Origin of the sequence: uncultured Gelidibacter sp., from assembly GCF_947500795.1 — a bacterium.
In the GTDB taxonomy this organism is placed as follows: Bacteria; Bacteroidota; Bacteroidia; order Flavobacteriales; family Flavobacteriaceae; genus Gelidibacter.
On the sequence record NZ_CANMTE010000001.1, the window covers coordinates 817,270 to 843,881 of the forward strand.

Consider the following 26,612-nt stretch of genomic DNA (forward strand, 5'->3'; position numbering starts at 1 on the left):
TCAGTAAATGTCCAAAAGAACTTTTGAGGACTTTACACTAAGTACATCTAAACTTCAAACTCCTCAACTTAAAAACTAATTTTTAGATTCCCAAGTCGCGCTCCATCTCCTCCATTTCAATAACGTCATAAGCTTCTTTAAGTGTTGGAACTACCACAATTTCATCTGGTACTTCATCTAAATTAGCTTGATTGGTTACAATAACGAACGAATGCTTAGCACGTCGGTGGGTATTTGAGATTTCCAAAAACTCAACAATATCCTGTAATGTTACCTCGCGGATTACAGATAAGTTAATGATGACATCATCATTTTTAAATTTTGGATAGGTCGCTTGAAGTTTTTTTACCAATTCAACGATGGTACTTTTTTCCTGCGTAATGAGGGTAATATTGTTGTTTTTATCGAAAAGCATATCTCTAGGTTTTAACGTTTAATTTTAGAAGCTAACAAGTATATGACGGCCATTCTAATAGCCACACCGTTTTGAACTTGGTCCAAAATTATAGCCTGATCTGAATCTGCAACGTCACTGGTAATCTCTACCCCACGGTTAATTGGTCCTGGGTGCATGATGGTAATTTCTTTATCCAACGAGTTAAGCAACGCCATATTAACGCCATATTGTTGCGTATATTCTCTGGTAGACGGAAAATAAGTCATATCCATGCGTTCATTCTGTACACGAAGCATATTGGCAACATCACACCATTCGAGCGCTTTTTTAAGATTGGTTTCTACTTTTACGCCAAGTTTGTCAATGTACTTTGGCAATAAAGTTTTAGGTCCGCAAACCATAACATTGGCACCTTGCAATTGCAGAGCAAAAATATTAGACAATGCCACGCGACTGTGCAAAATATCGCCTACAATAACCACGTTTTTACCTTTAACTTCACCCAAACGTTCTCTAATAGAGTAACTATCCAATAACGCCTGTGTAGGATGCTCATGTGCACCATCTCCTGCATTTATGATACTTGCGTTAACATGTTGTGATAAAAACACGCTAGCGCCAGGATTTGGATGTCTCATGACTACCATATCTACTTTCATAGACAGGATATTGTTGACGGTATCAATGAGAGTTTCTCCTTTTTTAACGGACGATTGTGAAGCTGAAAAATTAATTACGTCGGCTGAGAGTCGTTTTTCTGCTAATTCAAAAGAGAGTTTTGTACGCGTAGAGTTTTCGAAAAATAAATTGGCAATGGTAATATCTCGGAGCGAAGGTACTTTTTTGATGGGTCTGTTAATGACTTCCTTAAAATGATCGGCAGTTTCAAAAATAAGTTGGATATCTTTTGAGTTAAGATATTTAATTCCCAATAAGTGATTGACACTTAATTCGCTCATTGTTTGCTGTATTTATATACTATTAGTTATTCCTTGCATAGTTACGCTTCAACTAAATAAACCGCATCTTCTCCTTCATTCTCTACCCAATTCACTTTCACCTTTTCTTTATTTATGGCATCTACTTGTCGGCCTCTATAATTGGGTTGGATAGGTAAATGTCTGCTAAAGCGTCTGTCAATTAAAGTAAGGAGTTCAATTTCATTAGGGCGTCCAAAAGATTGAATAGCTGTTAAAGCTGACCGGATACTTCGTCCCGTATAGAGCACGTCATCAATAAAGACAATATTCTTGTTCTCGACAATAAAATCGATTTTAGTGGTATTGGCCTCTAAAGGTTTTTCACCACGACGGAAATCGTCTCTAAAAAATGTAATGTCTAAATGTCCTAATTGAATGTGCTTAATTTTATAATCGTCCTTTAAAATTTGAGCAAGTCTATCCGCAAGGTATTTCCCTCTGGGTTGAATGCCTATAAGAACGGTATTAGTAAAATCGTTATGTTTTTCAATCAGTTGACAAGCCAATCTATGGAGAATGATGTTGATCTCTTTTGCGTTAAGTAGAACTTTTTGGCTCATAGTTTTCCAAACGTATTTGGTTTACAAATTTAGGATAAATATTTGTGTGTGCAATGCTTTTCTGCACTAAGACATAAAGTCTGGAGCAATAATATAAAAAAAGCCTTCAACATATGTTGAAGGCTTTGATTTACAAATGTTTTGAAAGATTACTTCTTCCCGTCCATTTTATCTTTAAGAGCTTGTAAAGCATCATTAGCATCACCAAGTGTTGGTTTTGCTTCTGCTGCAGAAGCTTCTGCTTTAGCAACAGCAGCTTTTACGTTAGCAATTTCTTCTTGTTTAAAGATAGCAGTATGAGAAGCGACAACACGTTTGAACTCTTTATTGAACTCAATAATTTTGAATTCAGCAGTATCACCTTTTTTCAATTTCTTACCATCTTCCATTTCTAAATGACGTGAAGGAACGAAAGCAACGATATCTTCGTTAAACTCTACTGTTGCACCTTTGTCAACCATTTCAGAAATTTCAGCTTTATGTGTTGTACCTAGAGCGAAATCAGTTTCGTATTTATCCCAAGGGTTAGTCGTTGTTTGTTTGTGACCTAAAGATAATTTACGTCCTTCAACATCCAATTCTAATACAACAACATCTAATTTATCACCTACGTTACAGAACTCACTTGGATGTTTGATTTTCTTAGTCCAAGATAAGTCAGAGATGTAAATCAATCCGTCAATACCTTCTTCTAATTCTACGAACACACCAAAGTTTGTGAAGTTACGTACAATACCTGTATGGTTTGAACCAACTGGGTATTTAGTAGTAATGTCAGTCCATGGATCTGGAGTCAATTGTTTGATACCTAATGACATTTTACGGTCTTCTCTATCAAGAGTTAAGATAACCGCTTCAATTTCATCACCTACTTTTACGAAATCTTGAGCAGAACGTAAATGTGTTGACCAAGACATTTCACTTACGTGAACTAATCCTTCTACACCTTCTTCTACTTCAATGAATGCACCGTAATCAGCAATAACAACAACTTTTCCTTTTACTTTGTCTCCAACTTTTACGTTTTCGCCTAAAGCTTCCCAAGGATGTTTGCTTAATTGTTTAAGACCTAATTGGATTCTTGATTTATCTTCATCAAAATCAAGGATTACCACGTTAAGTTTTTGATCCAATTCAACAATCTCGTTTGGATGGTTGATACGTGACCAAGAAAGGTCAGTAATATGAACTAAACCATCTACACCACCAAGATCAATAAAGACACCGTAAGAAGTAATGTTTTTAACAACACCTTCTAATACTTGACCTTTTTCTAATTGACCAATGATTTCTTTTTTCTGTTCTTCGATATCAGCTTCAATAAGAGCTTTATGAGAAACTACAATGTTTTTGAATTCGTGGTTGATTTTAACAACTTTAAATTCCATTGTTTTATTAACATACTGATCGTAATCTCTAATAGGTTTCACGTCAATTTGAGAACCTGGTAAGAAAGCTTCAATACCAAATACGTCAACGATCATACCACCTTTAGTACGACATTTAACAAAACCGTTTACGATTTCGCCAGTGTCATGTGCATTGTTTACACGATCCCAAGCTTTGATTACTCTAGCTTTACGGTGAGATAATACCAACTGTCCGTTAGCATCTTCACGTACGTCAATTAATACTTCTACTTTGTCACCAACTTTTAAATTTGGGTTGTAACGGAACTCGTTAAGAGAAATTACACCTTCAGATTTTGCATTGATATCAATAATAGCGTCACGATCAGAGATATGGATCACTACACCTTCAACAACTTCATCATCAAGGGTGTCCACGAAATTTTCTGATACTAACTTTTCGAATTCCTGAAGTTTCTTTTCGTCAACTTGCTCAATTCCTTCTTCGTAATTGTGCCAGTTAAAATCGTTTAAGAATTTCTCAGGATTTGCTTGCGCTTCTGAAACTACAGGAGCTGCGTTTGCTGTAGCGTTAGTAGCATCTACTTCCGCTTGGTTTGTTTCTTTTTCAGACATGTGCTGAATACTAAATTTGTATTCTGGGTGTTCTTGGAAGTTTTATGCGATCAACACACAGAAGTGTTATTTGCTTTTTGTTTTCATTCCTCTTATCTTCCAATGGGTATCGCTAAAAGGAGTGCAAAAATACAATATAATTCTCTCATTTACAAATTATTTAAAGTTGCATTATTTACCAATCAATTTCTCAATGGCAATGGAGTTAAAATTGATGCGCAATGGGTTACCAAATTAGGGCCAAATTTGGTATATTTACAATTACATTAATTTATATTATAAAAAATCAATTATTATGGTAAAATCTAAGTATCAAAGTGTTTTAGATCTTGGTCAAGAACTAAACATTCAAAATGGTGATGTTTCTGAGGAAAATGGTGTATTGAAAATTAAAGGAACAGCTAAAAACCAATATGAGAAGAATTTATTATGGGATAAAATCAAAGCTGTTGGTGGCGAAAATCCTTCAGATATAAGTGCTGACATTAAAGTAGCTGACACTTCCGTTTATGCACGACACACTGTTAAATCTGGTGAAACTCTTGGTAAAATAGCGAAACAGTATTACGGTGATGCATCAAAATACCAAAAGATATTTTCAGCTAATACTGATATTTTGAAAAATCCAGATATGATCCATCCAGATCAAGAACTTATTATTCCTAACGAATAGTTTGCAAATTGACTGAATAAAAAAGAACGATCTGAAAAGGTCGTTCTTTTTTTTGTCTTATAGTTGAAATGGACGTCACTCCTATTTCTTAAATTATTATTGGTTGATGATAGTCTGCGCCAATTCATGAAGGGTTTCAAATTGCGCTACCAATGATAAATTAGAGTTATCAATTTCTATAGCGTCTTCAGCTTTCATTAATGGCGAATCTTCCCGTGTAGAATCTATTAAATCCCTTGATTCCACATTTTTCAATACATCGTCATAACTGACAACTTCGTTGCGTTCCAATAATTCTTTATAACGTCGTTTCGCTCTCGTTTCTGCGGAAGCGGTCATGAAAAACTTTAATTCGGCATCAGGAAAAACCACAGTTCCTATATCACGGCCATCCATTACCACACCTTTTTCCTTGCCCATTTGCTGTTGTTGCAGGACTAACATTCTGCGGACTTCTGAAATTTCAGCCACTTGACTGACATTTTGTGAAACTTCTAAAGTTCTGATATCATTTTCAACATTCTTACCATTTAAATACACTTCAGCAAAGCCTAAATCGTCATTATATGTAAAGCTGACTTTTACATTGTCCAATTCTGAAATCAATCGGTCAATATCAAAAGAATCTTTGGTAATGATCTGGTGTTGCATCGCGTATAATGTAACCGCACGATACATAGCGCCTGAATCTACATACACATACCCTAAGGCTTTAGCCAATTGTTTGGCAACAGTACTTTTTCCTGTGGATGAAAATCCGTCTATAGTAATTGTAATCTTCTTCATATATATGTCCGTTAAAACGGGAATCTTTTTAATTATCTTAAGTCTATTTGTAATCCGAAAAAACTGGTGTTTGATGCACCAGTATAACGTGCATGCGTATAACTGAAACGCAATTTATTAAGTTTGATGCCAATCCCAAAGGAAAGACCTGAAAAGTTACGCTGGTCCACAATCCGAAGTTCTTCTGCGCGCCTAAAATTGTAACCTAATCTCACATTAAATCCTTTATCAGGAAACAACTCCGCACCAATAATAGTGTGACGCATCAGTTCATTTAAAAACCCAACTTTTTCTTCGGTTTGATTGCCATCTAAATCGGTTGAAGCCCGCGCAGGGTTTGAAAATCCGATAGGCCATTGTTGTAAATTATCAAAAGTTAAGTGCCATCTAATAGGTACATGTTGCAAAGTTTGAGACAATCCTAAATTTACCTCTAACGGTAATTTTTCATTAAGATCGGCATAGGTCGTAAATTGTGTACCTAAATTCCGAACGGTCACCGCTGCATGAAAATCGAGCTTTTCATTGATGTAAATCACGCCGACATCTAGTGCACCACCCACCGAATTATACTGTTCCAATTTTGAAGTAATCAACTTCGCATTGGCACCAACATAAAAATCAGAATACGGAATCTTATATGAATATCCAAAAGACAATGCGGCTTCGTTTCCAGAAAAAGTAACTGTAGATTCGCCGTTTTGATCATAGCCATCAAACTCGCCATAATTAATGTAAGTCATCCCAACATGAAAAGTCTGCACGTGGCGGTCCCAGGTATAAGCATAAGCGCCAGTCCCGTAACTAATGCCACCCAAATAACTCGAATAATTTAGAGCGAGTTGATTATCCATTTCAGGATTGATGGTTGCCGGATTATACAAGCCTCCGGTAACGTCATAATCAAAATTGGTAATGACCTTCCCTCCTAACGCAGCTTGACGGGGTGAGGACACCAAATTCAAAAATTGATAGGTAGATTCACCGCCAAGTTGCGCGAAAACTGAAACGTTCGAGACAATAAAGAATATGGCGGCAATCCTCTTAATCATACAGGAACAAAAGTAAGATTTCTTAGGTAATGCCGTTGTATGTTTACTTTATTTTAAACCAAAAAAAAAACGGCAACAAATTGTTGCCGTTAAAGTTATAAGGTTTTAGCGTTCTTGACTTTTTCCTCTGTCAAGGCTAATTTTAAAACATCACTCATATCGGTGACATAATGGAAGGTTAAACCTTTTAAATATTCTGGTTTTATTTCGTGAATATCACGTCGGTTATCTTCACAAAGCAGGATTTCCTTGATTTTAGCACGTTTTGCGGCTAAAATCTTTTCTTTGATGCCGCCAACAGGCAATACTTTACCTCTTAAAGTGATTTCTCCTGTCATCGCCAAGTTGTTTTTAACTTTTCGCTGCGTAAATAGAGACACCAATGACGTTAACATCGTCACACCTGCACTTGGCCCATCTTTAGGCGTTGCACCTTCTGGTACGTGAATGTGAACGTTATATTTTTCAAATACTTCAGGGTCAATACCAAATTCATCGGCATTAGATTTTATATACTCCATAGCAATGGTAGCAGATTCCTTCATCACCGTTCCTAAATTACCGGTAATCGTTAAGGTCCCTTTTCCTTTAGAAAGGATGGATTCAATAAATAATATATCGCCTCCTACCCTTGTCCAAGCCAATCCGGTGACAACACCAGCAACATTATTATTTTCATATTTGTCGCGCTCCATTCTTGGCGATCCTAACACTTCCATCACATCTTCGTTAGAAACCTTCTTATTATAAGGTTCTTCCATGGCAATGTTTTTGGCAGCATAACGGACCATTTTAGCCAATTGTTTTTCCAAGCCTCTAACACCTGATTCTCTAGTATAGCCTTCAACAATTTTTTCTAACTGTGGTTTCGCTATTTTCAAATCGTCCTCTGTCAATCCGTGTTCCTTAAGTTGCTTTGGCAATAAATGACGTTTGGCAATTTCCACTTTCTCTTCAATGGTATAACCTGTAACATCAATAATTTCCATACGGTCCAATAACGCTGGCTGTATGGTGCTTAAGCTATTAGCAGTAGCAATAAACATAACTTTAGAAAGGTCAAAGCCCATTTCTAAGAAGTTATCATGAAAATCGCCATTTTGTTCTGGATCCAACACTTCCAACATTGCAGAAGACGGATCTCCTTGATTGCTGTTAGACAGTTTATCGATCTCGTCCAATACAAAAACAGGGTTTGACGTTCCTGCCTTCTTCAAACTTTGAAGGATTCGCCCTGGCATTGCACCTATATATGTTTTTCTATGTCCGCGGATTTCAGCTTCATCACGCAATCCACCTAAGGACATACGCACGTACTCGCGGCCCAAAGCTTCAGCAACCGACTTTCCTAAAGAGGTTTTACCTACTCCTGGAGGTCCGTATAAACAAAGTATTGGCGATTTCATATCATTACGCAATTTTAAAACTGCGAGATACTCTATGATTCTCTTTTTAACATCGTCCAATCCATAATGATCACGATCTAAGATTCGTTTAGCGCGTTTTAAATCGAATTTATCCTTACTGAACTCATTCCAAGGTAATTCCAAGAAAAGATCTAAATAATTTCTCTGAATTGAATATTCTGCAACTTGCGGATTCATGCGTTGCAACTTCATCAATTCCTTTTGGAAATGCGTATCTACTTTCTCATCCCATTTTTTGGATTTTGCGCGCGTTTTCATTTCATCAATCTCTTCGTCATATGACACGCCACCCAATTCTTCTTGAATGGTTTTCATTTGTTGATGTAAGAAATATTCACGCTGCTGTTGGTTCATATCACTCTGAACCTTAGATTGAATGTCATTTTTAAGCTCCAATTTTTGGAATTCGACATTCATATATTTTAAAGTCGCTAATGCACGCTCCTTCAAATCATTGATCTCTAACAGATTTTGTTTCTCCTCAACAGAAAGATTCATGTTAGAAGACACAAAATTCACTAGGAATGAATTGCTTTCAATATTCTTAATTGCAAAAGTTGCTTCCGTTGGAATGTTTGGACTGTCCTTGATAATTTGAAGCGCCAAATCTTTGATAGACTCAATAATAGCTGAAAACTCCACATTATCTTCAGCAGGTTTCGCTTCAGCAACATCTTTTACCGTTGCCGTCATGTATGGCTCTTCGGTAGTTACTTGATCAATTTCAAAGCGTTTTTTCCCTTGAATAATGATCGTTGTATTTCCATCAGGCATTTTCAACACGCGAAGAATACGCGCTACAGTTCCTGTTTTGTAAATATCCTTTCCTTCAGGGTCTTCAATACTACCATCCTTTTGGGAAACCACACCAATCACCTTGCTTCCTTTGTTGGAATCGTTGATCAATTTTATAGATTTATCCCTACCGGCGGTAATCGGAATCACCACTCCAGGAAACAATACCGTATTACGCAATGGTAAAATTGGCAATGTTGCTGGTAATTCTTCGTTGTTTATTTGTGCTTCATCTTCTGGCGTCATTAAAGGAATTAATTCCGAGTTTTCATCAAACTCCTGAAATGACAAACTGTCAAGACTTAAAAATTTAGATTCTTTCATATATTTTCAAAGGTCATTATGTCATAAAACCGACATAATATTGTTTTTTCAATTAGTAAATTATCTTAATTAATCTCTGATAACCAATGCCTTGCTAGGTTATACACTAATATAGACACCCTATGTTTTCAATAGTTATGCCATAGTGATGTATTTAAGGGATGTTTCTTGCTAAGATCTTACCGCCAAAAATAACAGATTTTGGAAGCCTCAATCTATTTTACAATTATTTTTTATTAAAACTGTAACATTGTTTAAGTAACTTCATCATTATAACAAAGCAATTGTTTTTTGAATCCAATCCTTCCAAATATTAATGACTTGCTGGAACAGTGCAAATCTGGCAATCAACGTGCCCAGATGGAAATTTATACCAGGTATTACCATGCCATGTATAATACGAGTTTTAGAATTGTTAAGGACAGATTTAAGGCGGAAGACATCATGCAAGAATCATTTTTGACGGCTTTTACTAAACTCGAAACGCTGAACGATTTAACCTTATTTGGACCATGGCTGAAGCGGATCATAATCAATAACAGTATTAGTGAATTCAATAAGAATCAGAAAAACAGCGAGGTGCCTTTAGAGGATGTACTTTATAAAGTTGAGGACGATCAAGGTATTGAAGAAGATTATCATTTTACAAATGTCAAAGCTGCACAAATACTAGCGTGCATGAAGACCTTAAAAGATAATTATCAAATAGGCTTGACTTTGTATTTGATTGAAGGTTATGATTATGAAGAAATCTGTGAGATTATGAATATCAGTTATGCTAACTGCAGAACGATGATTTCCAGAGCAAAAGACAGTTTGAGACAAAAATTAAAACCTCTAATGGGTAGTTAATACAACACTTATGAAAAAGGATACGATAGACCAACTTTTTGAAGATTTACGAAATGAATTCGATATGGAAATTCCAGAAGAAGGTCATGAACAACGATTTTTAAAGAAGTTGCAATCACCACAGAAACGTAAAGTCGTGAAATCATCACGACCACTATTTTACAAGTCTTTAATGGCAGTAGCAGCAGTTTTAGTGATTTGCTTTGGATTTTTCACTGTTCTAAAACAAGAACCTAAAGTGAATGATTTGGCGAGTGTATCGGAACAATTATCACAAACACAAGATTTTTTTACCACGGCCATAACTTTGGAATTGAACAAGATTAAAACCGTAAGAACGCCAGAAAATGAAGCCCTCGTTTCAGATGCTTTAAAGCAAATGGAGCTTTTGGAAAAAAATTATGAGCGACTCAAAGTCGACCTAAAAGTAAGTGGTAATGATCAACGTGTGATATATGCCATGATCAACAATCTGCAAAGCCGTATTGACTTACTGCAAACTGTGTTGGCCTCCATAGAAAATTTGAAACAACTACAATCACAACAACAATTGACACTTTAATAACAGAATCATGAAAACTAAACACTTTTTTATCGCTATAACCCTAATCCTCTTTCAAGTTTCATTTGCAGGACCTGTAAAGAAAGATAAACACACTAAAGAAAAAACCATAAAGAAGGAATATGCCGTTAATAGTGATGCCTTACTAAAAATTGACAATAGTTATGGAAACATCAATATCATCACCTATTCTGGAAAAACTGTCAGTATTGAAGTCAAAATCAAAACCAGTGGCAATAATCTGGAAAAGGTTGAAGAAAAATTGAATGATATTACTGTCGAGTTCCAAGCTTCATCCAACCGCGTATCAGCCAAAACAATTTTCAGTAAAAGCAGATCCAATAATTGGTGGAATTGGGGACGAACTTCCAACGTCAACATGGAAATCAATTACCTTATAAAATTACCAATCACCAATAGCGTCGATTTGAACAATAACTATGGGAGCATTAATTTGGACCGATTGGAAGGCCATGCAAAAATCAATTGTGATTATGGTAAAATAACGACCAAAGAATTAATGGCCGATAATAATTCGATCAGTTTTGATTACACCAATAACAGTTTTTTTGAATACATCAAAAGCGGGAAAATTAGTGCCGATTACAGCGGATTTACAGTTGCTAAAACTAAGAATCTAGACATTGAAGCCGACTATACCAAGTCAGTAGTTGAAATTGCGGAAAACGTCACTTATACCTGTGATTATGGTTCGATAACTATTGAAAAAGCAAACCATATAAAAGGAGACGGCGATTATATAACCGCTCGCTTTGGAGAAGTTTACAAAAGCATTCAATTGTCTTCCGATTACGGTTCTATTAAAATTGACAAAATGACAGCTAATGCTGGGAATGTTACTATAGATTCCGATTACACGGGCATTACAATTGGTTACGATACGGATTATCAATTTAAGTTTGATATTGACCTTGACTATGCATCATTGAGAGGCGCTGACAATTTTCAATTCTCCAGCAAAAAAGAAGGTTCTTCCAGCAAAAACTACCAAGGTTATAGTGGCGGTTCAAATACCAATAATTTAATTAAAATAACCTCTGATTACGGAAGCGTGACCTTTAAGAGAAACTAAAAAACATATAAATCATGAAAAAATCACTTGTATTACTTGTGCCCTTATTGATGGTAAGCACAATCCATGCTCAAAATAAAATTAAAGGAAATGGTAATGAAACCACCATTACCAGATCAACCGCAGATTATGAAGCTGTAAGTTTTGCAGGACCTTTTGATTATGTTTTAGTTGCCGGAACTGAGGGTGAAATTGTTCTGGAAGGTGAAGAAAACCTCTTAGAACATATAATTACGGAAGTAAAAAATGGCACTTTGGTGGTTAAAACCGATAATAAAGTCAATTTACAGACCACTAGAAACAACACTATTAAAATAACAGTACCATTTAAAGACCTTAATGCCGTTGCACTTGCAGGATCAGGGAACCTATGGACTGAACATAAGATTTCTGGAAAGAATTTAAAAGTGTCTCTTGCAGGTTCTGGCGATGCGAAATTAGATGTTGCTGCTACCAACACAAAAGTGAATGTGGCCGGATCAGGAGAACTAGAATTAACAGGGAAAACAATTAAACTCGAAGTTGATTTGGCGGGATCAGGAGAGTTTAAAGGATTTCATTTAGAAACGGATGATGCCGATGTAACCGTGGCAGGCTCAGGAAGTATTGATCTGGTCTGCCATGGCCATTTAAAAGCACGTGTAACCGGATCTGGAGATATTAGATATAACGGCAATCCAAAAACCGAAGACACTAAAGTTACGGGCTCAGGAAGCATCAGCAATTAAAATTCGCCTACATATTAGACGATATCTAAATCAACACCTATTAATTGGTTTTAGGCACTCTCAAAAGCAAAATAATTCCGACTAAAAAGAAGATAAACAAGAATAAAATGGCATTGCGCATGCTGCCTGTAATTTGATCAATCGTTGCGAAAATGACCATTCCTATGACGATACCAATTTTTTCGGCCACATCAAAAAAGCTAAAATAGGACGTAGTGTCCTTCGTTTCAGGTAAAAATTTAGAGTATGTTGAACGTGCTAAAGATTGAATACCGCCCATAACAAAACCAACAAAGGCAGCGGCTATGTAAAAGTCTTTTGGCGTAATCATGAAATACGCATAAAAACACAGTGCCATCCAAATACAATTAACTACAATCAGGGTTTTTATATTTCCGAATTTATAGGAAGCTTTGGAGGTTAACGTTGCGCCAGCTACAGCCACCAATTGAATGATTAGAATACTGGTTATTAAGCCCATGGTTTTCTCTCCACTATCGCCCCAAGCAATTTCTTCTTCTCCAAAATAAACAGCCACCAACATAATGGTTTGCACCGCCATACTGAATACGAAAAATGCTAATAGGTATCGTTTCAATCTTAGATTTTCAGTCAAATCTTTCCAAACTAACTTCAATTCCCTAAACCCATTAAACACAATAGCCTTGGTCACTTTCTGCCCTGAAGAAACCCCTTTTGGTAAAATATAAAAAGTGTATTGGCTAAACAAAATCCACCATAGACCAACAGTTATAAAAGACACTCTCATAGCGTTCATTGATGCAGCATTATTTGCCGCTTCTGTTGCCGATGCAATTTCTGATGCATTACCGCTTGCTAGAATTTCTGGTGCTATGGACACATCAAATCCGAAGAACTCAGGCTTCATGACCATAGCCAAATTGAAAACCAATAATAAGACGCTTCCAATGTACCCCATTGAAAAACCTCTAGCACTCACTTTATCCTGTTGTTCCGGAAATGCAATATCAGGCAGGTAAGAGTTATAAAACACCAAGCTTCCCCAATAACCAATCAAACCCATGAAGTAAAATAAAAGGCTGATATGAATATGTTCTAAGCTAAACCAATAAAGTCCAATGCACCCGAGTCCACCTACATAACAGAAAAACTTCATAAAATTTTTCTTATTGCCTACATAATCGGCTATACCTGATAAAATTGGTGAAGTAAGCGCAACTATTAGAAATGTAAATGCCGTGACAAAAGTTATCAATGCCGTGCTTTTAAACTCAAAACCAAAGGCGGTGACTTTTTTGACTTCTGACATAAATAACGCAGAATAGAAAATCGGGAAAATTGAAGACGCGATCGTGAGCGTGTAAACAGAATTCGCCCAATCATAAAAAGCCCATGCATTCAGCAATTTCTTGCTTCCTTTTTCAAGTTGTTTCATTGGTGTAGGTTGGTGTTTTCAAAAATCATTTAGATCTGTTGGTCTTGCATAAGCACTATGTCAAATGCCTAAAAAAGAAAAAAAGCTGTCTGCCACAATGTTGTAGCAAACAGCTTTTAAAAATAGAGTTTTTATTTAAAACAAGAGGATCTTATTTTTTAAATGTGGTAGTTCCAAATTTATTAGCCTCCAACCTTGCTTTAGCAGCAAGTGATTCAATGTTTCTAATACGTGTTTCATTTGCAGGGTGAGTGCTTAAAAATTCTGGTGGTGCTTGTCCTCCACTCTGAGCATTCATACGTCTCCATAAGTTAGCCGCTTCTAAAGGCTCATAACCTGCGATTGCCATTAAGTAAAGTCCGATTTCATCAGCTTGAGTTTCATGACTTCTACTAAAAGGTAACATAACACCTACTGTAGATCCGACGCCATAAGCTTGGTTAAATAGATTTAAGGTTTGTGGATCCTTAATGGCCACATTTCCTGCTACAGCACCCAATTGTTGCAGCATACCTGCACTCATACGTTGCTGTCCGTGATTTGCAAGTGCGTGAGATACCTCATGCCCCATAATGGCAGCTAAACCAGCTTCGCCATTTGCAATAGGTAAAATACCTGTATACACTACAATTTTACCGCCTGGCATAGCCCATGCGTTCACGGTTTTGTCATCAATTAAATTATATTCCCATTGATAGTCCTTTAAATACCCCTGATAACCATTGGCATCCAACCAACGTTCAGCCGCTACTGCAATTTTCTGACCGATACGCTTCACCATTTCAGCGTCTTTAGTACCAGTAACCACTTTATTTTCGGTTAAAAATTGATCATACTGAGCAAAAGCAGTTGGGAAAATCTGGGAATTAGGCATAAGCGCTAATGTTTTATTTCCAGTAAATGGATTTGTAGCGCAAGACAGAAAAAGCGTTAAAGCTCCTAATGCGATTATTGAATTTTTATGTTTCATTTTATTAAGTCTTTGGTTATGGTATCTAAAATACAAAAACCGTTCCTAATTTGATGAACTCATTTAGAATTAGTTTTTGCTTATAAATTTTATGTTGATTTTATTAGTGTTCAAAAATATGTAACTGTGAGAAACTCTTATCGATTATCATGGTATTATCTCCATTCATTTTAACATCACTCAGAGAAATTTCTTCATTATCAATTTGAATTCTGCTCACTGAAAACGGAAGTCCATGGAATTTCACTTTAAACCTTTGGTATCCGGCGTCAAACTTTCCTTCTTTATGCTGTTGGATGATTAATTCATTCGTTTTCCCCGTTAATTTGTAGGTTCTTAGACTATAACGTCCTTTAGTGTAATCATAGCCATCATGTGCATCATCAAATAAGGTTGAAGATTCCTTTCCATGTTTATAATACACGTCTAGCGTGACTTCCTCAATATCCAATTCTCCCACATATTGTTGGACTGGATATTTTGGAATGATAGCACCTGCTTTTACAAAAATAGGAATCGTTTCAATATCAGCATCTACCCACATTTCCTTTCCGCCTGAAACCAGTTGGTCGGTCCACATATTAAACCATTCGCCACGCGGAATAAACATACGTCTACCGCGCGCATTAGGTTCTAAAATTGGACAAACCAGGATATGATCTCCAAAGATAAATTCATCCGATCTATAATGGGTGTGTTCATCATCCTGGTCGAAAATAACGAGCGATTTCAGCATTGGAATGCCTTCTTCCACATATTTCCAGAAAGTGGTGTATAAATATGGAAGTAACTGATAGCGCAACTCGATAAATTTACGTACGATATTGGTCACGTCTTCATCAAAAGTCCAAGGTTCCTGATTGCCATGATCTCCCGAAGAATGCACTCTAAAAAACGGATGGAAAACGCCCAATTGGATCCAACGCGTAAACAATTCGCCGTGCGGTTGCTCAGCAAATCCGCCAATATCACTCCCCGCAAAAGAAAAACCAGACATCGCTAAACGTTGCGCTTGAATGTTGGCAATCCATAGATGCTCCCAAGTGGCGACGTTATCTCCCGTCCAAGTGGATGTGTAACGTTGCGTCCCTGAATACGCCGCCCGCGTAATTACAAACGGACGTTTTGGGTAAGCGAATTTCTTAACGCCTTGATAGGTTGCTCTCGCCATTTGCATGCCGTACACATTATGAGCCTTTCTATGGCTACAACGGTTACCGTCATACTCATGACGCACATCATCAGGGAAGGTTTTATTAGGTACTTCCATTACCGCAGGCTCGTTCATGTCATTCCAAACGCCCTTAACACCAATATCTTCAATCAATTCCCTGTAAAGTTCAGACCACCAATCGCGTACTTCTTTATTAGTGAAATCTGGGAAATAACATTCGCCAGGCCACACTTTTCCTTTCATATATGGGCCATCAGCACGCTTACAGAAATAATCATTTTCTAAAGCTTCTCTAAACACCGAATAGTCTTTGTCAATTTTAATTCCCGGATCAATAATGACCACGGTTTTAAAGCCATCATCCAACAATTCCTTAACCATACGTTTTGGATCAGGGAAATGATTTTTATCCCATGTAAAACATCTAAAACCATCCATATAATCAATATCGAGGTAAATGGCATCACAAGGAATTTTCAATTCCCTGAATTTTGAGGTGATTTCTTTTACTTTAGATTCTGGATAGTAACTCCATTTACATTGGTGAAAGCCCAATGCCCATAACGGTGGCAATTGCTGTGGTTTCCCTGTAAGGTCAGTATAATTAGAAACGACATCTTCCATTTTAGGACCGTAGATAAAATAGTAATTCATTTCACCTCCTTGTGCCCAAAAACTGGTCACGTTCCGTCGTTCCTGACAAAAGTCGAAATAAGTTCTAAAACTGTTATCGAAGAAAACCCCGTAGGCTTTCTTATTGTGCAAACCTGTATAAAACGGAATGGCTTTATAAATAGGATCTGTGCCTTTTCCGTACGCGTAACTATCCGTCACCCAATTTTCAAAGCGCTTGCCTTTTAAATTAAGTTCTACGGGCTTATCTCCAAGTCCGAAAAAACTATCGCCATCATGAGACGTTTTGCTCACTTTCACGATGTCTCCGCCGTACTCATAGCTTTCTTCCCAATGGAAACCCAGTTCATCTTCATTGATGAGCTTATGGTCTTTAGCATCAAAAATATGGACCTTGAGATTGTCTTTTCTGATATGGCAGATCAGTTTTGAGGTTGTCACTTTATAAGATTCCGCCTCGTCTTCAATTTCTAGAAGATTATAACCTTTACTGGCATGTTTTGAAATCCCATAAGAAAAATCCATTTCAAATGTTCCGGTTGTAGTATACCTGAAACGGATCACACTGTCTCTCAAAATAGTCATTGCCAGAACGACATCATTCTCAGTTGTAAAAAAGAACGTATCTACATCTTTTTTATAAGAAACTATTTTTGATGGAAACAAATTCCCTTTGTGTTCTAATTCGGTATTTACAATCATAATTTTATTATATAGTTCACAAAAAAACGCATTAGTTTAGTAAAATAAAATTTAAGTTAAGAGCACTTATTAACGATATCGATTACGTTTTGACTATTTGATGCTCTTAAATCGATACTTATTTCTTCTTTTTAACAGCATCCAAAGTTGATTTCTCGCGGATAGATTTTGCCTTTAATTTCTTCTCCTGTGCCTCCCCTTTTGCTAAACACTTATTAGATAATTTAGCTTCTGCAGTATACTTGAACACTACCATCCCTAATGGAGGAATTATAATTTCTGCAGAATGTTCGCGGCTGTGCATTTCAACATTTTTGGTAGTGATGACTTTATTGATAAAATCGCCTGTTCCATTATATATGGTTGCATCACTGTTAAAAATCTCCTGCAATTTCCCTTTTTTAGGCACCCCAATTCCGTAGTTGACCATTGGTGTAGGCGTCATATTACACGCGATAACCACCTGATCTTTCGGGTCGTTCCCCTTTCTCGTATACACCAAAACTGAATTTTGATGATCGTCATAAGCAATCCACTCAAAACTTTCACCAGAAAACTGCTTTTCATAAAGTGCAGGTTCAGATTGATACAAGCCATTCAAATCCGTTATCAAACGTTGAATTCCCTGATGGTATTCTGAATCTAACAGATGCCAATCTAGTCCTTGACTAAAATTCCATTCATTTTGCTGTCCAAATTCACATCCCATAAACAACAATTTACCTCCTGGGTGTGTAAACATATAACTGTACAACAATCTTAAATTGGCAAAACGCTGCCAATCATCGCCCGGCATGCGTCCTAAAATAGACTTTTTACCATAGACGACTTCATCATGACTTAGAGGCAACATAAAGTTCTCTGAAAACGCATAGGTCATGGAAAAGGTCAAATCATTTTGATGGTATTGCCTATAAATTGGGGGTTTACTAAAATAATCCAAGGTATCGTGCATCCATCCCATCATCCATTTCATCCCAAAACCAAGTCCGCCGGAAAACGTAGGACGTGACACCATTGGAAATGCAGTGGATTCTTCAGCAATATTCTGAACATCAGGATAGTTAGCATATACCGCTTCATTCATCTCTTTTATGAATGCAACGGCATCTAAATTCTCACGTCCACCATGAATATTCGGTTCCCATTCGCCTTCTTTTCTTGAATAATCTAAGAATAACATGGAGGCTACAGCATCCACACGCAATCCATCAGCATGGTATTGATCAAGCCAAAATAGCGCATTACTGATTAAAAATGATTTGACTTCGTTACGACCGTAATTAAAAATCAAACTTTTCCAATCGTGGTGATAGCCTTTGCGTCTATCCGGATGCTCGTACAAACAAGAACCATCAAAATAACCAAGACCGTGCGCATCCTCTGGAAAATGGGACGGTACCCAATCCAATAAAACACCAATGTCATTTTTATGAAGCGTATCGACTAAATATTTAAACTCCTCTGGATACCCAAAACGTGAGGTCGGTGCAAAATACCCGGTAATTTGGTAGCCCCAACTCGGGTCATATGGAAATTCCATAATAGGCATCAACTCTACATGGGTGAATTTCATTTTTTTGACATAGGCCACAAGATCATCAGCCAATTCCACATAAGACAAAAAACGGTCTTCTGTGGCATGGCGTTTCCAGGACCCTAAATGCACTTCATAAACGGAATGTGGCGCATCTAAAGCATTGTTCTTTTTACGCTTGGACATCCAATTTTTATCCTTCCACTCATAGTCATCTTCCCAAACAATAGATGCCGTTTTTGGTGGATGTTCAGCCCGGCGCGCATAAGGATCTGCTTTTTCAGTTTTGATATCGTTATGATGACTTGTAATTTTATATTTGTAGATATTTCCTTGACCAACGTTCGGAATAAACCCTTCCCAAACGCCACTTTTATCCCAACGAACATTCAAGACATTCTCATTTTCATTCCAATGGTTAAAATCGCCAATTACAGAAACCTTTTTGGCACTTGGTGCCCATACAGCAAAATAGGTGCCTTTTACACCCTCATGCTCCATAATGTGGGATCCAAATTTTTCATAAAGCCTAAAATGTTTTCCTGCCAGAAACAGATTGATATCAAAATCGGTGAAACGACTACAAGGCTTAACTTCTGCCATATTTAAAGGATAAAAGGATTAAAGTTGTTAAGATAGGATAAAATAAAAACCTAAAGTAGTAAAATTTCGTACAAATGGTAGGACGGCGCGACTTTTAAATCCTTGTGATTATCTTAACGCCGCAGGAAGAAAGGAAATAGAATTACCTTCGACTTAAATTTATAACCATAACTCAATTAAAATGAAAACACTACCATTAATACTCTTGTTTAGCCTTGTATTTAGCTGCAATAGCTCTGCACAAAAGAAAGACGAAAAATCAGCACCCAAACCCACTTTTAAAATCACTAAAACTGATGCAGAATGGAAAGCTCAACTGACTGCCGATCAATATAATGTTTTGAGAAAAGCTGGCACAGAACGCCCGTTTTCAAGTCCGTTGAACAACAATCATGAAAAAGGCACTTATGTTTGTGCAGCGTGTAAAACACCGTTGTTTAAAAGTGAACACAAGTTTGATTCTGGCACCGGATGGCCAAGTTTTGATCGCGTAATTGAAGGTAACGTCGCTTTTTCTACGGATACTAAAATCGGTTATATGCGCAACGAGGAGCACTGCGCCACTTGCGGCGGACATTTAGGCCATGTTTTTGATGACGGTCCGAGAAATACCACGGGAAAGCGCCATTGTATCAACGGTGTTGCCTTGGAATTTGTACCTGCAAAGCAATAAAAATCAAACTTTTACATTTCAACACTTATTCAATGATTATTTTGCTTTAAGTTTCATTTTTTATGGGTTTTGATATTCATGATGTGAGCGCTGTTAAGTAACTTTACATTATGGAAACTTCATACATGTCTGGCATTATAAAACAGTTTATTTATTACAAAACTGTAGGCGATAAAACAATAGCACAATTGTCTTTTGAGGACATGAATTATCAACCCAACGAAGCTTCCAACAGCATTTCCGTTATTGTAAAGCACATGGTTGGCAATATGTTGAGTCGTTGGACCAACTTTTTAATGGAAGATGGCGAGAAGGAATGGCGCCAACGTGATCAGGAATTTGAAGCGTCCTATACTACTAAAGAAGAGCTCCAAGAGGCTTGGGATAAAGGTTGGGAGTGTTTGTTTAATGCGATTGCTCCACTTAAGGAAAGCGACATGCAGACCATCGTTTATATCAGAAATGAAGGCCATACTGTTGCGGAAGCCATTTTCAGACAATTGGGACATTATCCTTATCATATTGGGCAGATGGCCTATATTGGTAAATTACTAAAAGGCGATCAATGGGTGAATTTATCCATTCCAAAAGGGAATTCTTCAACTTATAACCAGGAGAAAATGGACAAAGATAAAGGCACGCGTCATTTTACTGATAATCTGTAATTATCTTGTAACATTTACAATATTTCTACAGATACTCTAAATTTCCTCTGATTATTTTTAATTATTCTGACATTGTTTAGAGTTTTCTGAATCTGACATTTAGCATCAATCCTCATAACAATCACCAATTACCAACAATTATTAATAACTAATGGTATTTTAGGAATTGGTAATTTGCAATTTGAAATATACTTTTTGTAACTTCGTGGCTTCTAATCACGATTAAAAAATACTCATGAGTAAATACGATATCATTGTTCTTGGAAGTGGTCCTGGTGGCTACGTTACTGCTATTAGAGCATCACAATTAGGATTCAAAACTGCTGTTATTGAAAAAGAAAGCCTTGGTGGCGTTTGTTTAAACTGGGGTTGTATCCCAACAAAAGCCTTATTAAAATCAGCACAAGTTTTTGAATATCTTAAACATGCTGAAGATTATGGTCTATCTGTAAAGGAAGCCGACAAAGATTTTGATGCGGTTGTAAAGCGCAGTCGTGGTGTTGCTGAAGGCATGAGCAAAGGCGTTCAGTTTTTGATGAAGAAAAACAAAATCGACGTTATTGAAGGGTTTGGAAAATTAAAACCTGGAAAGAAAGTTGACGTTGATGGAAAAGAATACAGTGCAGACCACATTATTATTGCAACGGGTGCACGTTCAAGAGAATTGCCAAGCTTAAAACAAGATGGTAAAAAAGTGATCGGTTATAGAGAAGCGATGACTTTAAAAGAACAACCTAAAAAGATGATTGTAGTAGGTTCTGGCGCTATTGGTGTTGAATTTGCTTATTTCTACAACTCAATGGGCACGGATGTGACTATTGTTGAGTTTTTACCAAACGTTGTTCCTGTTGAAGATGAAGATGTTTCTAAACAATTGGAAAAATCATTCAAGAAAAGTGGCATTAAAATCATGACCTCTTCTGAAGTAACTAAAGTTGATACTTCTGGAGAAGGCGTTGTTGCTACTGTTAAAACTGCAAAAGGTGAAGAAACTCTTGAAGCAGATATCATTCTTTCAGCTGTTGGCATCAAATCTAACATTGAAAACATCGGTTTGGAAGATGTAGGTATTGCTGTTGATAGAGACAAGATTTTAGTCAACAATTACTACCAAACCAATATTCCTGGATATTATGCTATTGGAGACGTTACTCCTGGTCAAGCTTTAGCGCATGTCGCTTCCGCAGAAGGTATATTATGTGTAGAGAAAATTGCAGGACAACATGTTGAAGCGTTAGATTATGGCAACATCCCAGGTTGTACTTACGCTTCTCCAGAAATTGCAAGTGTTGGATTGACTGAAAAACAAGCGATAGAAAAAGGATATGACATTAAAGTTGGTAAATTTCCATTCTCTGCATCAGGTAAAGCAAGTGCTTCTGGCGCAAAAGATGGTTTCGTAAAAGTTATTTTTGATGCTAAATACGGCGAATGGTTAGGCTGCCACATGATTGGTGCTGGTGTAACGGATATGATTGCTGAAGCTGTCTTAGGTCGTAAATTGGAAACAACAGGACACGAAGTTTTAAAAGCTGTACATCCACACCCAACCATGAGTGAAGCAGTTATGGAAGCTGTTGCAGCGGCTTATGGTGAAGTTATTCATTTATAAAAACAGTTTGTTCCTTTATTTAGGAATAGAGTTTATAATAAAAAAGCGATTCAAAATTTGAATCGCTTTTTTTATGCTTAGAAAACTGAATATGCCGAATTTCTATAATTTCTGGTTAACTTAAAGTTTCAAGCCTAAACCAAAAAATAGGCCGTTTGGAGCCAATTCGTCTATACCCAATGCGAATTTAACATGGACATCTAAAGCGTCAGAGAGGTCGTAACTGGAACCAATATCTGCACCTATCTTGACTTTACTTGTATAAAAATCGAAGAAGTAATTCACACTTGGCCCTGCCAATAAATGCAATTTATTTGCCACTTCATATTTGGCGTAAACAGGGACATTCAAAAAATTAAAGTCGCCCACAGAAATATATAACGCCTCCGGTTGAATGGTTAAGAAATCGTCAATAGGAAACGCTACAAATACACCACCATAAAATCCAGTTTCAGTAGTTGAATAAGCTCCTAAATTTTGCTGATCAACAGTAAAGAACGTTAGATTCAATCCACCTTTAACTCCAAACGTGGTATCCAAATTTTGGCCATTTACATAATTTGTAAAGGCTATAAGAAAAGCGACTAAAATCAATCTAGAATACGTCATCCTTATTCACTTAAAAAACTTTGAATTGCCAATTCATAACTCTGTAATCCAAACCCAAGAATCACGCCTTTAGCATTCGGCGCGATATAAGACTGATGCCTGAATTCCTCACGCGCAAACGTATTTGAAATATGAACTTCCACAACGGGCGTTTTTATAGCCTTGACAGCATCGCCAATTCCGACGGAAGTATGCGTATACGCGGCTGCATTCAGTATAATGCCATCAAAACTAAATCCCACTTCTTGAATTTTAGAAATCAATTCCCCTTCAATATTCGATTGGAAATGGAAAATTTCGACGGTTGGATATTTCTCTTTTACAGTATCCAAAAATTCATGAAGCGATAGACTTCCGTAAATATCTGGCTCTCTAGTTCCCAATAAATTCAAATTGGGGCCATTAATGATCATCAATTTTTTCATAAGTTAAATGTATTAAAAATTGAACACATAAGAATAAAAAAAGGAAGCCACGTGGCTTCCTTTTTAAGACTACTAAATAATTGTTTTTTGATTTTTCTTAGAAAGAAAACCCTACTCCAAACTGCCACACAGCGTTTTTCGCATCAACATCGCCCATTATGGTGTTGTCTTTGTAAATATTTGTCAATCCGTGCGTAAATCTTGCAGAAAGAGATAATCCGTTGTCAAATTTGTATCCTGCACCTAGCGCTACACTAGTGTCAAAATTTTTAATTTGAGAATCATCCGAATCAATTACAGTATCGCCACCTTCTGCACCTGGTTTAAAATCGACTTCTTCACTAACCTTAAATCCAAATTGAGGACCAGCTTCAGCAAATAATCCTTTAACCAAATACACTTTAGCCATTAAAGGCACTTGGATATAATTTAATTGATATTCTACATTTTCATCGGTATCAAAAACATTATCCTGATCTCTAGTTACTAATGTAAAACCTTGCCCTGAATACAGCACCTCTGGTTGAAAAGAGAAACGCTCACTCATCGGGATTTCCATGAATAACCCTAAGTTAAAACTAGTTCTGGCATCAAGATCGCCAATGTCGTCTCCAGTAATGTTTGCGATGTTAACACCACCTTTTACACCAAATTGTGTTGTCGTATCATCTGATTGTGCATTTGCAGCGGTAAAGCCGAAAACAGTTACTAAAGTTGCAAAAAATAAATTTTTCATAAGTCTGTTGTTTTTAAGTTCAGAAGGATATACGTTAAGAAAGCACCTACAAGATTTCGTCTTAACAGATTTTAACGTTAAAAAGATTTATTTAACAGTTTATTCATAATTCGTACAAGTAGACCGTCAATTATTGAACATTGAAACAAATATCCTTAATCCTCTGACCTTACAGTATTTAATAGGTGGACACTGGAAAGAGCGTCAAAATTATGGATTATTTAAAACGAGAATTATTGAAATTACTTTAAAAAGTTTATCATTGTTCTATCCAACAAAAGCAATAATACTCCTTCTCTAATGAAATGGAATGATGCACTTAACGACTTTCAATTGTATTTAAAAATTGAACGTGGACTGTCTCCAAATTCGATTGCCAATTATACTTTTGACATTCAAAAGCTGATTGGTTTTTTAGAAGAAAATAAAACTGCCGTCTCTCCTACTACAATTGACCACACTACCCTACAGCAGTTTATATATGAAGTTTCCAAAACGCTTAATGCGAGATCTCAGGCACGGATTATTTCAGGCTTGCGCAGCTTTTTTAGCTACTTAGTATTTGAAGATTATATAAATAACAATCCGTTAGATCATATTGAATCACCAAAAATTGGACGCAAGCTGCCAGACACTTTGAGTTTGGAGGACATCAACAATCTCATAGATGCTATAGATCTGACCAAGGAATATAATGGTGTTCGTATTGGGGAACGTGACCGCACCATATTGGAAACCCTTTACAGCTGTGGACTGCGGGTAAGCGAATTGACACATCTTAAAATATCAGATCTATTTTTTGAGGAAGGCTTTATCAAAGTAACAGGAAAAGGTGATAAACAGCGATTTGTGCCGATTGGACCATCAACCCAAAAATATATTACGATTTATAAGGATGAAGTCCGCACTAAAATAAATGTTCAAAAGGAATATAAGGATACACTTTTCTTAAATCATAAAGGCAAACAGCTTACGCGAGCAATGATTTTTACGATGATTAAAAGACTGGCCGAAAAAATAGACCTCAATAAGACCATTTCGCCGCATACGTTTAGACATTCATTTGCTACGCATTTACTTCAAAATGGCGCCGATTTAAGAGCCATTCAGCTCATGTTGGGCCATGAGAGCATCACTACGACAGAAATTTATATGCATGTAGATAGAAGTCATTTAAAAGAGGTGCTGTTAAGATTCCATCCGAGAAAATAAAGAGGCCTATTTTCAGAAATTTCAAACACTTGTAAATCTCCGGATTTTCGTTTCTACTTGTAGTAATTATCACACAAATAATCTGATTATGGGTTTATTAAATAGCTACACGATAGTGAATCTACCTAAAATAAATTTTAATTTATGTTAGATATTCCCTAACTTGCCTCTAATTCCCACATTTTTAGATTAATAGCATTTTAAAAAGATAAATGATTCCCTAAAATCACTTTGAGAAACTAACTCTCATTTCTAATTTAAAAGCTATGACCTCACTTAGATCAGGACTATTAAAACTTAACTTAAATTCTACGCCCGTGGATACGCGCAAATGGCAACTAGCATTAGAATACTCTGGCATTGGCATGTGGGAATATGATGCAGCCGCCAATCGCGTCTATTTCTCTGAAGGTTCAAAAAAAATTATTGGTGTTACTGATCCATTATTTGGTTCCAATGTAGACGCTTGGAATGAACGTGTTCATCCCGAAGACCGTTTACGTTACTTCAGTAACTTTCAAGACCATTTAACAGGGAAAGTTGAGATGTACGAAAATGAACATCGGGTGCGGTGTGAGGACGGTTCTTATAAATGGATACGCGATAGAGGTAAAATTGTGGAGTGGGACGCCAACAATAATCCAATGCGGATTATCGGGACGCATACCGATATCACCAAGCAAAAACAATTTGAAAATAAAATCAATGAATCCTTATTGGTTGCGACGGAACACAATAACAAGCTCAAAAATTTCGCTCATATTGTAACCCACAATCTGAGGCAGCATACCGCCAATTTTGAAAGTTTATTGGAGTTTTATGATGACACCAATAATCCGATTGAGAAAGAGGAAATAATGTCTCATTTAAGAACCCTATCTACTTCTTTAACCCAAACCATTAGTAATTTGCATGAGATTGTAAATGTGCAGAGTAATAAATCGCAATCAACCAAGAAGATTTATATTGCAGACGCCATTGACCGTGTATTGGAGGTGCTCGACATTTTCATTACAGAGAATAATGCCACCATTTACAATAACATCCCAAAGAAATTATTCCTGTATTATAATTGCTCTTATTTTGAAAGTATCATACAGAATTTACTATCCAACGCCATAAAATATAAGCATCCAGATAGAGACCCAATTATTTCAATTGATTTTGAATTCAACCAAGATGAATTTGAACTTTCTATCACCGATAATGGTATTGGCATCGATTTAGAAAAATTTGGAGACGATATTTTCGGCCTGTATAAAACATTTCATCGCAACTCTGATGCGGAAGGCGTCGGTTTATATTTGATCAAAAATCAGATTGAAAGTTACGGTGGCTCTATTAAAGTAAATAGTAAAGTCAATGTAGGAACCACGTTTACCATTATTGGTCAAAACAAAAAAGTCTAGCAACCTGCTAGACTTTTATAT

24 protein-coding genes are annotated in these 26,612 nt (G+C 36.6%); 10 read left to right on the forward strand and 14 right to left on the reverse strand.

Annotation, left to right across the window (positions count from 1 at the left end; genetic code table 11):
* Positions 1-82: 82 nt before the first annotated feature.
* The 4 genes from Q0947_RS03570 to rpsA all read right to left on the reverse strand — a co-directional run bounded on the left by Q0947_RS03570 (position 83) and on the right by rpsA (position 3,922).
* A complete protein-coding gene (locus Q0947_RS03570) occupies positions 83-415 on the reverse strand; it encodes a ribonuclease Z (protein ID WP_299391494.1) in 333 nt (110 codons plus the stop codon).
* Between the two features lie 11 nt (positions 416-426).
* Positions 427-1,356, reverse strand: a complete 930-nt coding sequence (locus tag Q0947_RS03575; RefSeq protein ID WP_299391496.1) for an aspartate carbamoyltransferase catalytic subunit — start codon at positions 1,354-1,356, stop codon at positions 427-429.
* A gap of 41 nt (positions 1,357-1,397) precedes the next feature.
* Positions 1,398-1,937, reverse strand: coding sequence for a bifunctional pyr operon transcriptional regulator/uracil phosphoribosyltransferase PyrR (pyrR, locus tag Q0947_RS03580; protein ID WP_299391499.1), 540 nt, complete (start codon positions 1,935-1,937; stop codon positions 1,398-1,400).
* A gap of 149 nt (positions 1,938-2,086) precedes the next feature.
* Positions 2,087-3,922: a 30S ribosomal protein S1 gene (gene rpsA, locus Q0947_RS03585; protein WP_299391502.1), complete on the reverse strand. Its 1,836-nt coding sequence runs from the start codon at positions 3,920-3,922 to the stop codon at positions 2,087-2,089.
* A 295-nt stretch (positions 3,923-4,217) separates the two neighbouring features.
* Between rpsA and Q0947_RS03590 the strand changes: the two genes are divergently transcribed.
* Positions 4,218-4,595 (forward strand): LysM peptidoglycan-binding domain-containing protein, encoded by a 378-nt coding sequence (locus Q0947_RS03590; RefSeq protein ID WP_299391505.1) that lies wholly within the window; start codon positions 4,218-4,220, stop codon positions 4,593-4,595.
* A gap of 96 nt (positions 4,596-4,691) precedes the next feature.
* Here Q0947_RS03590 and cmk read toward each other — a convergent pair whose 3' ends face one another.
* The 3 genes from cmk to lon all read right to left on the reverse strand — a co-directional run bounded on the left by cmk (position 4,692) and on the right by lon (position 8,979).
* Positions 4,692-5,381 carry a (d)CMP kinase gene (gene cmk, locus Q0947_RS03595; protein WP_299391508.1) on the reverse strand — a complete coding sequence of 230 codons (690 nt, stop codon included), beginning with the start codon at positions 5,379-5,381 and terminating at the stop codon, positions 4,692-4,694.
* 32 nt (positions 5,382-5,413) lie between these two features.
* Entirely contained in the window at positions 5,414-6,433 is a 1,020-nt protein-coding gene (porQ, locus tag Q0947_RS03600) for a type IX secretion system protein PorQ (protein ID WP_299391511.1), read from the reverse strand.
* Positions 6,434-6,528: 95 nt separating this feature from the next.
* Positions 6,529-8,979 (reverse strand): endopeptidase La, encoded by a 2,451-nt coding sequence (gene lon / locus Q0947_RS03605; protein WP_299391513.1) that lies wholly within the window; start codon positions 8,977-8,979, stop codon positions 6,529-6,531.
* A gap of 360 nt (positions 8,980-9,339) precedes the next feature.
* Between lon and Q0947_RS03610 the strand changes: the two genes are divergently transcribed.
* From Q0947_RS03610 to Q0947_RS03625, 4 genes are read left to right on the forward strand one after another with little or no spacing between them, the layout of a single operon-like run.
* Positions 9,340-9,831, forward strand: a complete 492-nt coding sequence (locus Q0947_RS03610) for an RNA polymerase sigma factor (RefSeq protein ID WP_299392784.1) — start codon at positions 9,340-9,342, stop codon at positions 9,829-9,831.
* 10 nt (positions 9,832-9,841) lie between these two features.
* Positions 9,842-10,393, forward strand: coding sequence for a hypothetical protein (locus Q0947_RS03615; protein WP_299391514.1), 552 nt, complete (start codon positions 9,842-9,844; stop codon positions 10,391-10,393).
* A 10-nt stretch (positions 10,394-10,403) separates the two neighbouring features.
* Positions 10,404-11,486, forward strand: a complete 1,083-nt coding sequence (locus Q0947_RS03620; RefSeq protein WP_299391515.1) for a hypothetical protein — start codon at positions 10,404-10,406, stop codon at positions 11,484-11,486.
* Positions 11,487-11,500: 14 nt separating this feature from the next.
* Positions 11,501-12,214, forward strand: coding sequence for a head GIN domain-containing protein (locus Q0947_RS03625; protein WP_299391518.1), 714 nt, complete (start codon positions 11,501-11,503; stop codon positions 12,212-12,214).
* 40 nt (positions 12,215-12,254) lie between these two features.
* On the opposite strand, the gene Q0947_RS03630 is transcribed toward Q0947_RS03625, so the two are convergent.
* The 4 genes from Q0947_RS03630 to glgB form a co-directional block, all read right to left on the reverse strand.
* A complete protein-coding gene (locus Q0947_RS03630) occupies positions 12,255-13,631 on the reverse strand; it encodes an MFS transporter (RefSeq protein WP_299391520.1) in 1,377 nt (458 codons plus the stop codon).
* Between the two features lie 151 nt (positions 13,632-13,782).
* Positions 13,783-14,601 (reverse strand): M48 family metallopeptidase, encoded by an 819-nt coding sequence (locus tag Q0947_RS03635; RefSeq protein WP_299391522.1) that lies wholly within the window; start codon positions 14,599-14,601, stop codon positions 13,783-13,785.
* 103 nt (positions 14,602-14,704) lie between these two features.
* Positions 14,705-17,110, reverse strand: a complete 2,406-nt coding sequence (locus tag Q0947_RS03640; protein WP_299391525.1) for a glycoside hydrolase family 31 protein — start codon at positions 17,108-17,110, stop codon at positions 14,705-14,707.
* Positions 17,111-17,228: 118 nt separating this feature from the next.
* On the reverse strand, positions 17,229-19,250 hold the full coding sequence (gene glgB, locus Q0947_RS03645; protein WP_299391527.1) for a 1,4-alpha-glucan branching protein GlgB: 2,022 nt from the start codon (positions 19,248-19,250) through the stop codon (positions 17,229-17,231).
* A gap of 181 nt (positions 19,251-19,431) precedes the next feature.
* On the opposite strand from glgB, the gene msrB reads away from it, so the two are divergent.
* The 3 genes from msrB to lpdA all read left to right on the forward strand — a co-directional run bounded on the left by msrB (position 19,432) and on the right by lpdA (position 22,200).
* Positions 19,432-19,923, forward strand: a complete 492-nt coding sequence (msrB, locus tag Q0947_RS03650; protein WP_299391530.1) for a peptide-methionine (R)-S-oxide reductase MsrB — start codon at positions 19,432-19,434, stop codon at positions 19,921-19,923.
* A 110-nt stretch (positions 19,924-20,033) separates the two neighbouring features.
* Entirely contained in the window at positions 20,034-20,588 is a 555-nt protein-coding gene (locus tag Q0947_RS03655) for a DUF1572 family protein (RefSeq protein WP_299391533.1), read from the forward strand.
* Positions 20,589-20,823: 235 nt separating this feature from the next.
* Entirely contained in the window at positions 20,824-22,200 is a 1,377-nt protein-coding gene (lpdA, locus tag Q0947_RS03660) for a dihydrolipoyl dehydrogenase (protein ID WP_299391535.1), read from the forward strand.
* A 120-nt stretch (positions 22,201-22,320) separates the two neighbouring features.
* Here the strand turns inward: lpdA and Q0947_RS03665 are convergent, their stop codons facing one another.
* The 3 genes from Q0947_RS03665 to Q0947_RS03675 all read right to left on the reverse strand — a co-directional run bounded on the left by Q0947_RS03665 (position 22,321) and on the right by Q0947_RS03675 (position 23,970).
* Complete coding sequence (locus tag Q0947_RS03665; protein WP_299391538.1) at positions 22,321-22,809, reverse strand: hypothetical protein; 489 nt, start codon at positions 22,807-22,809, stop codon at positions 22,321-22,323.
* A 2-nt stretch (positions 22,810-22,811) separates the two neighbouring features.
* Positions 22,812-23,234: a type II 3-dehydroquinate dehydratase gene (gene aroQ / locus Q0947_RS03670; protein WP_299391540.1), complete on the reverse strand. Its 423-nt coding sequence runs from the start codon at positions 23,232-23,234 to the stop codon at positions 22,812-22,814.
* Positions 23,235-23,331: 97 nt separating this feature from the next.
* A complete protein-coding gene (locus Q0947_RS03675) occupies positions 23,332-23,970 on the reverse strand; it encodes a porin family protein (RefSeq protein WP_299391543.1) in 639 nt (212 codons plus the stop codon).
* A gap of 300 nt (positions 23,971-24,270) precedes the next feature.
* Here Q0947_RS03675 and xerD point away from each other — a divergent pair, with 300 nt between their 5' ends.
* The gene (xerD, locus tag Q0947_RS03680) at positions 24,271-25,182 is read left to right on the forward strand and encodes a site-specific tyrosine recombinase XerD (RefSeq protein ID WP_299391546.1); all 912 of its coding nucleotides are present in this window, start codon (positions 24,271-24,273) and stop codon (positions 25,180-25,182) included.
* Positions 25,183-25,448: 266 nt separating this feature from the next.
* Positions 25,449-26,591 carry a PAS domain-containing protein gene (locus Q0947_RS03685; RefSeq protein ID WP_299391549.1) on the forward strand — a complete coding sequence of 381 codons (1,143 nt, stop codon included), beginning with the start codon at positions 25,449-25,451 and terminating at the stop codon, positions 26,589-26,591.
* Positions 26,592-26,612 lie beyond the last annotated feature (21 nt).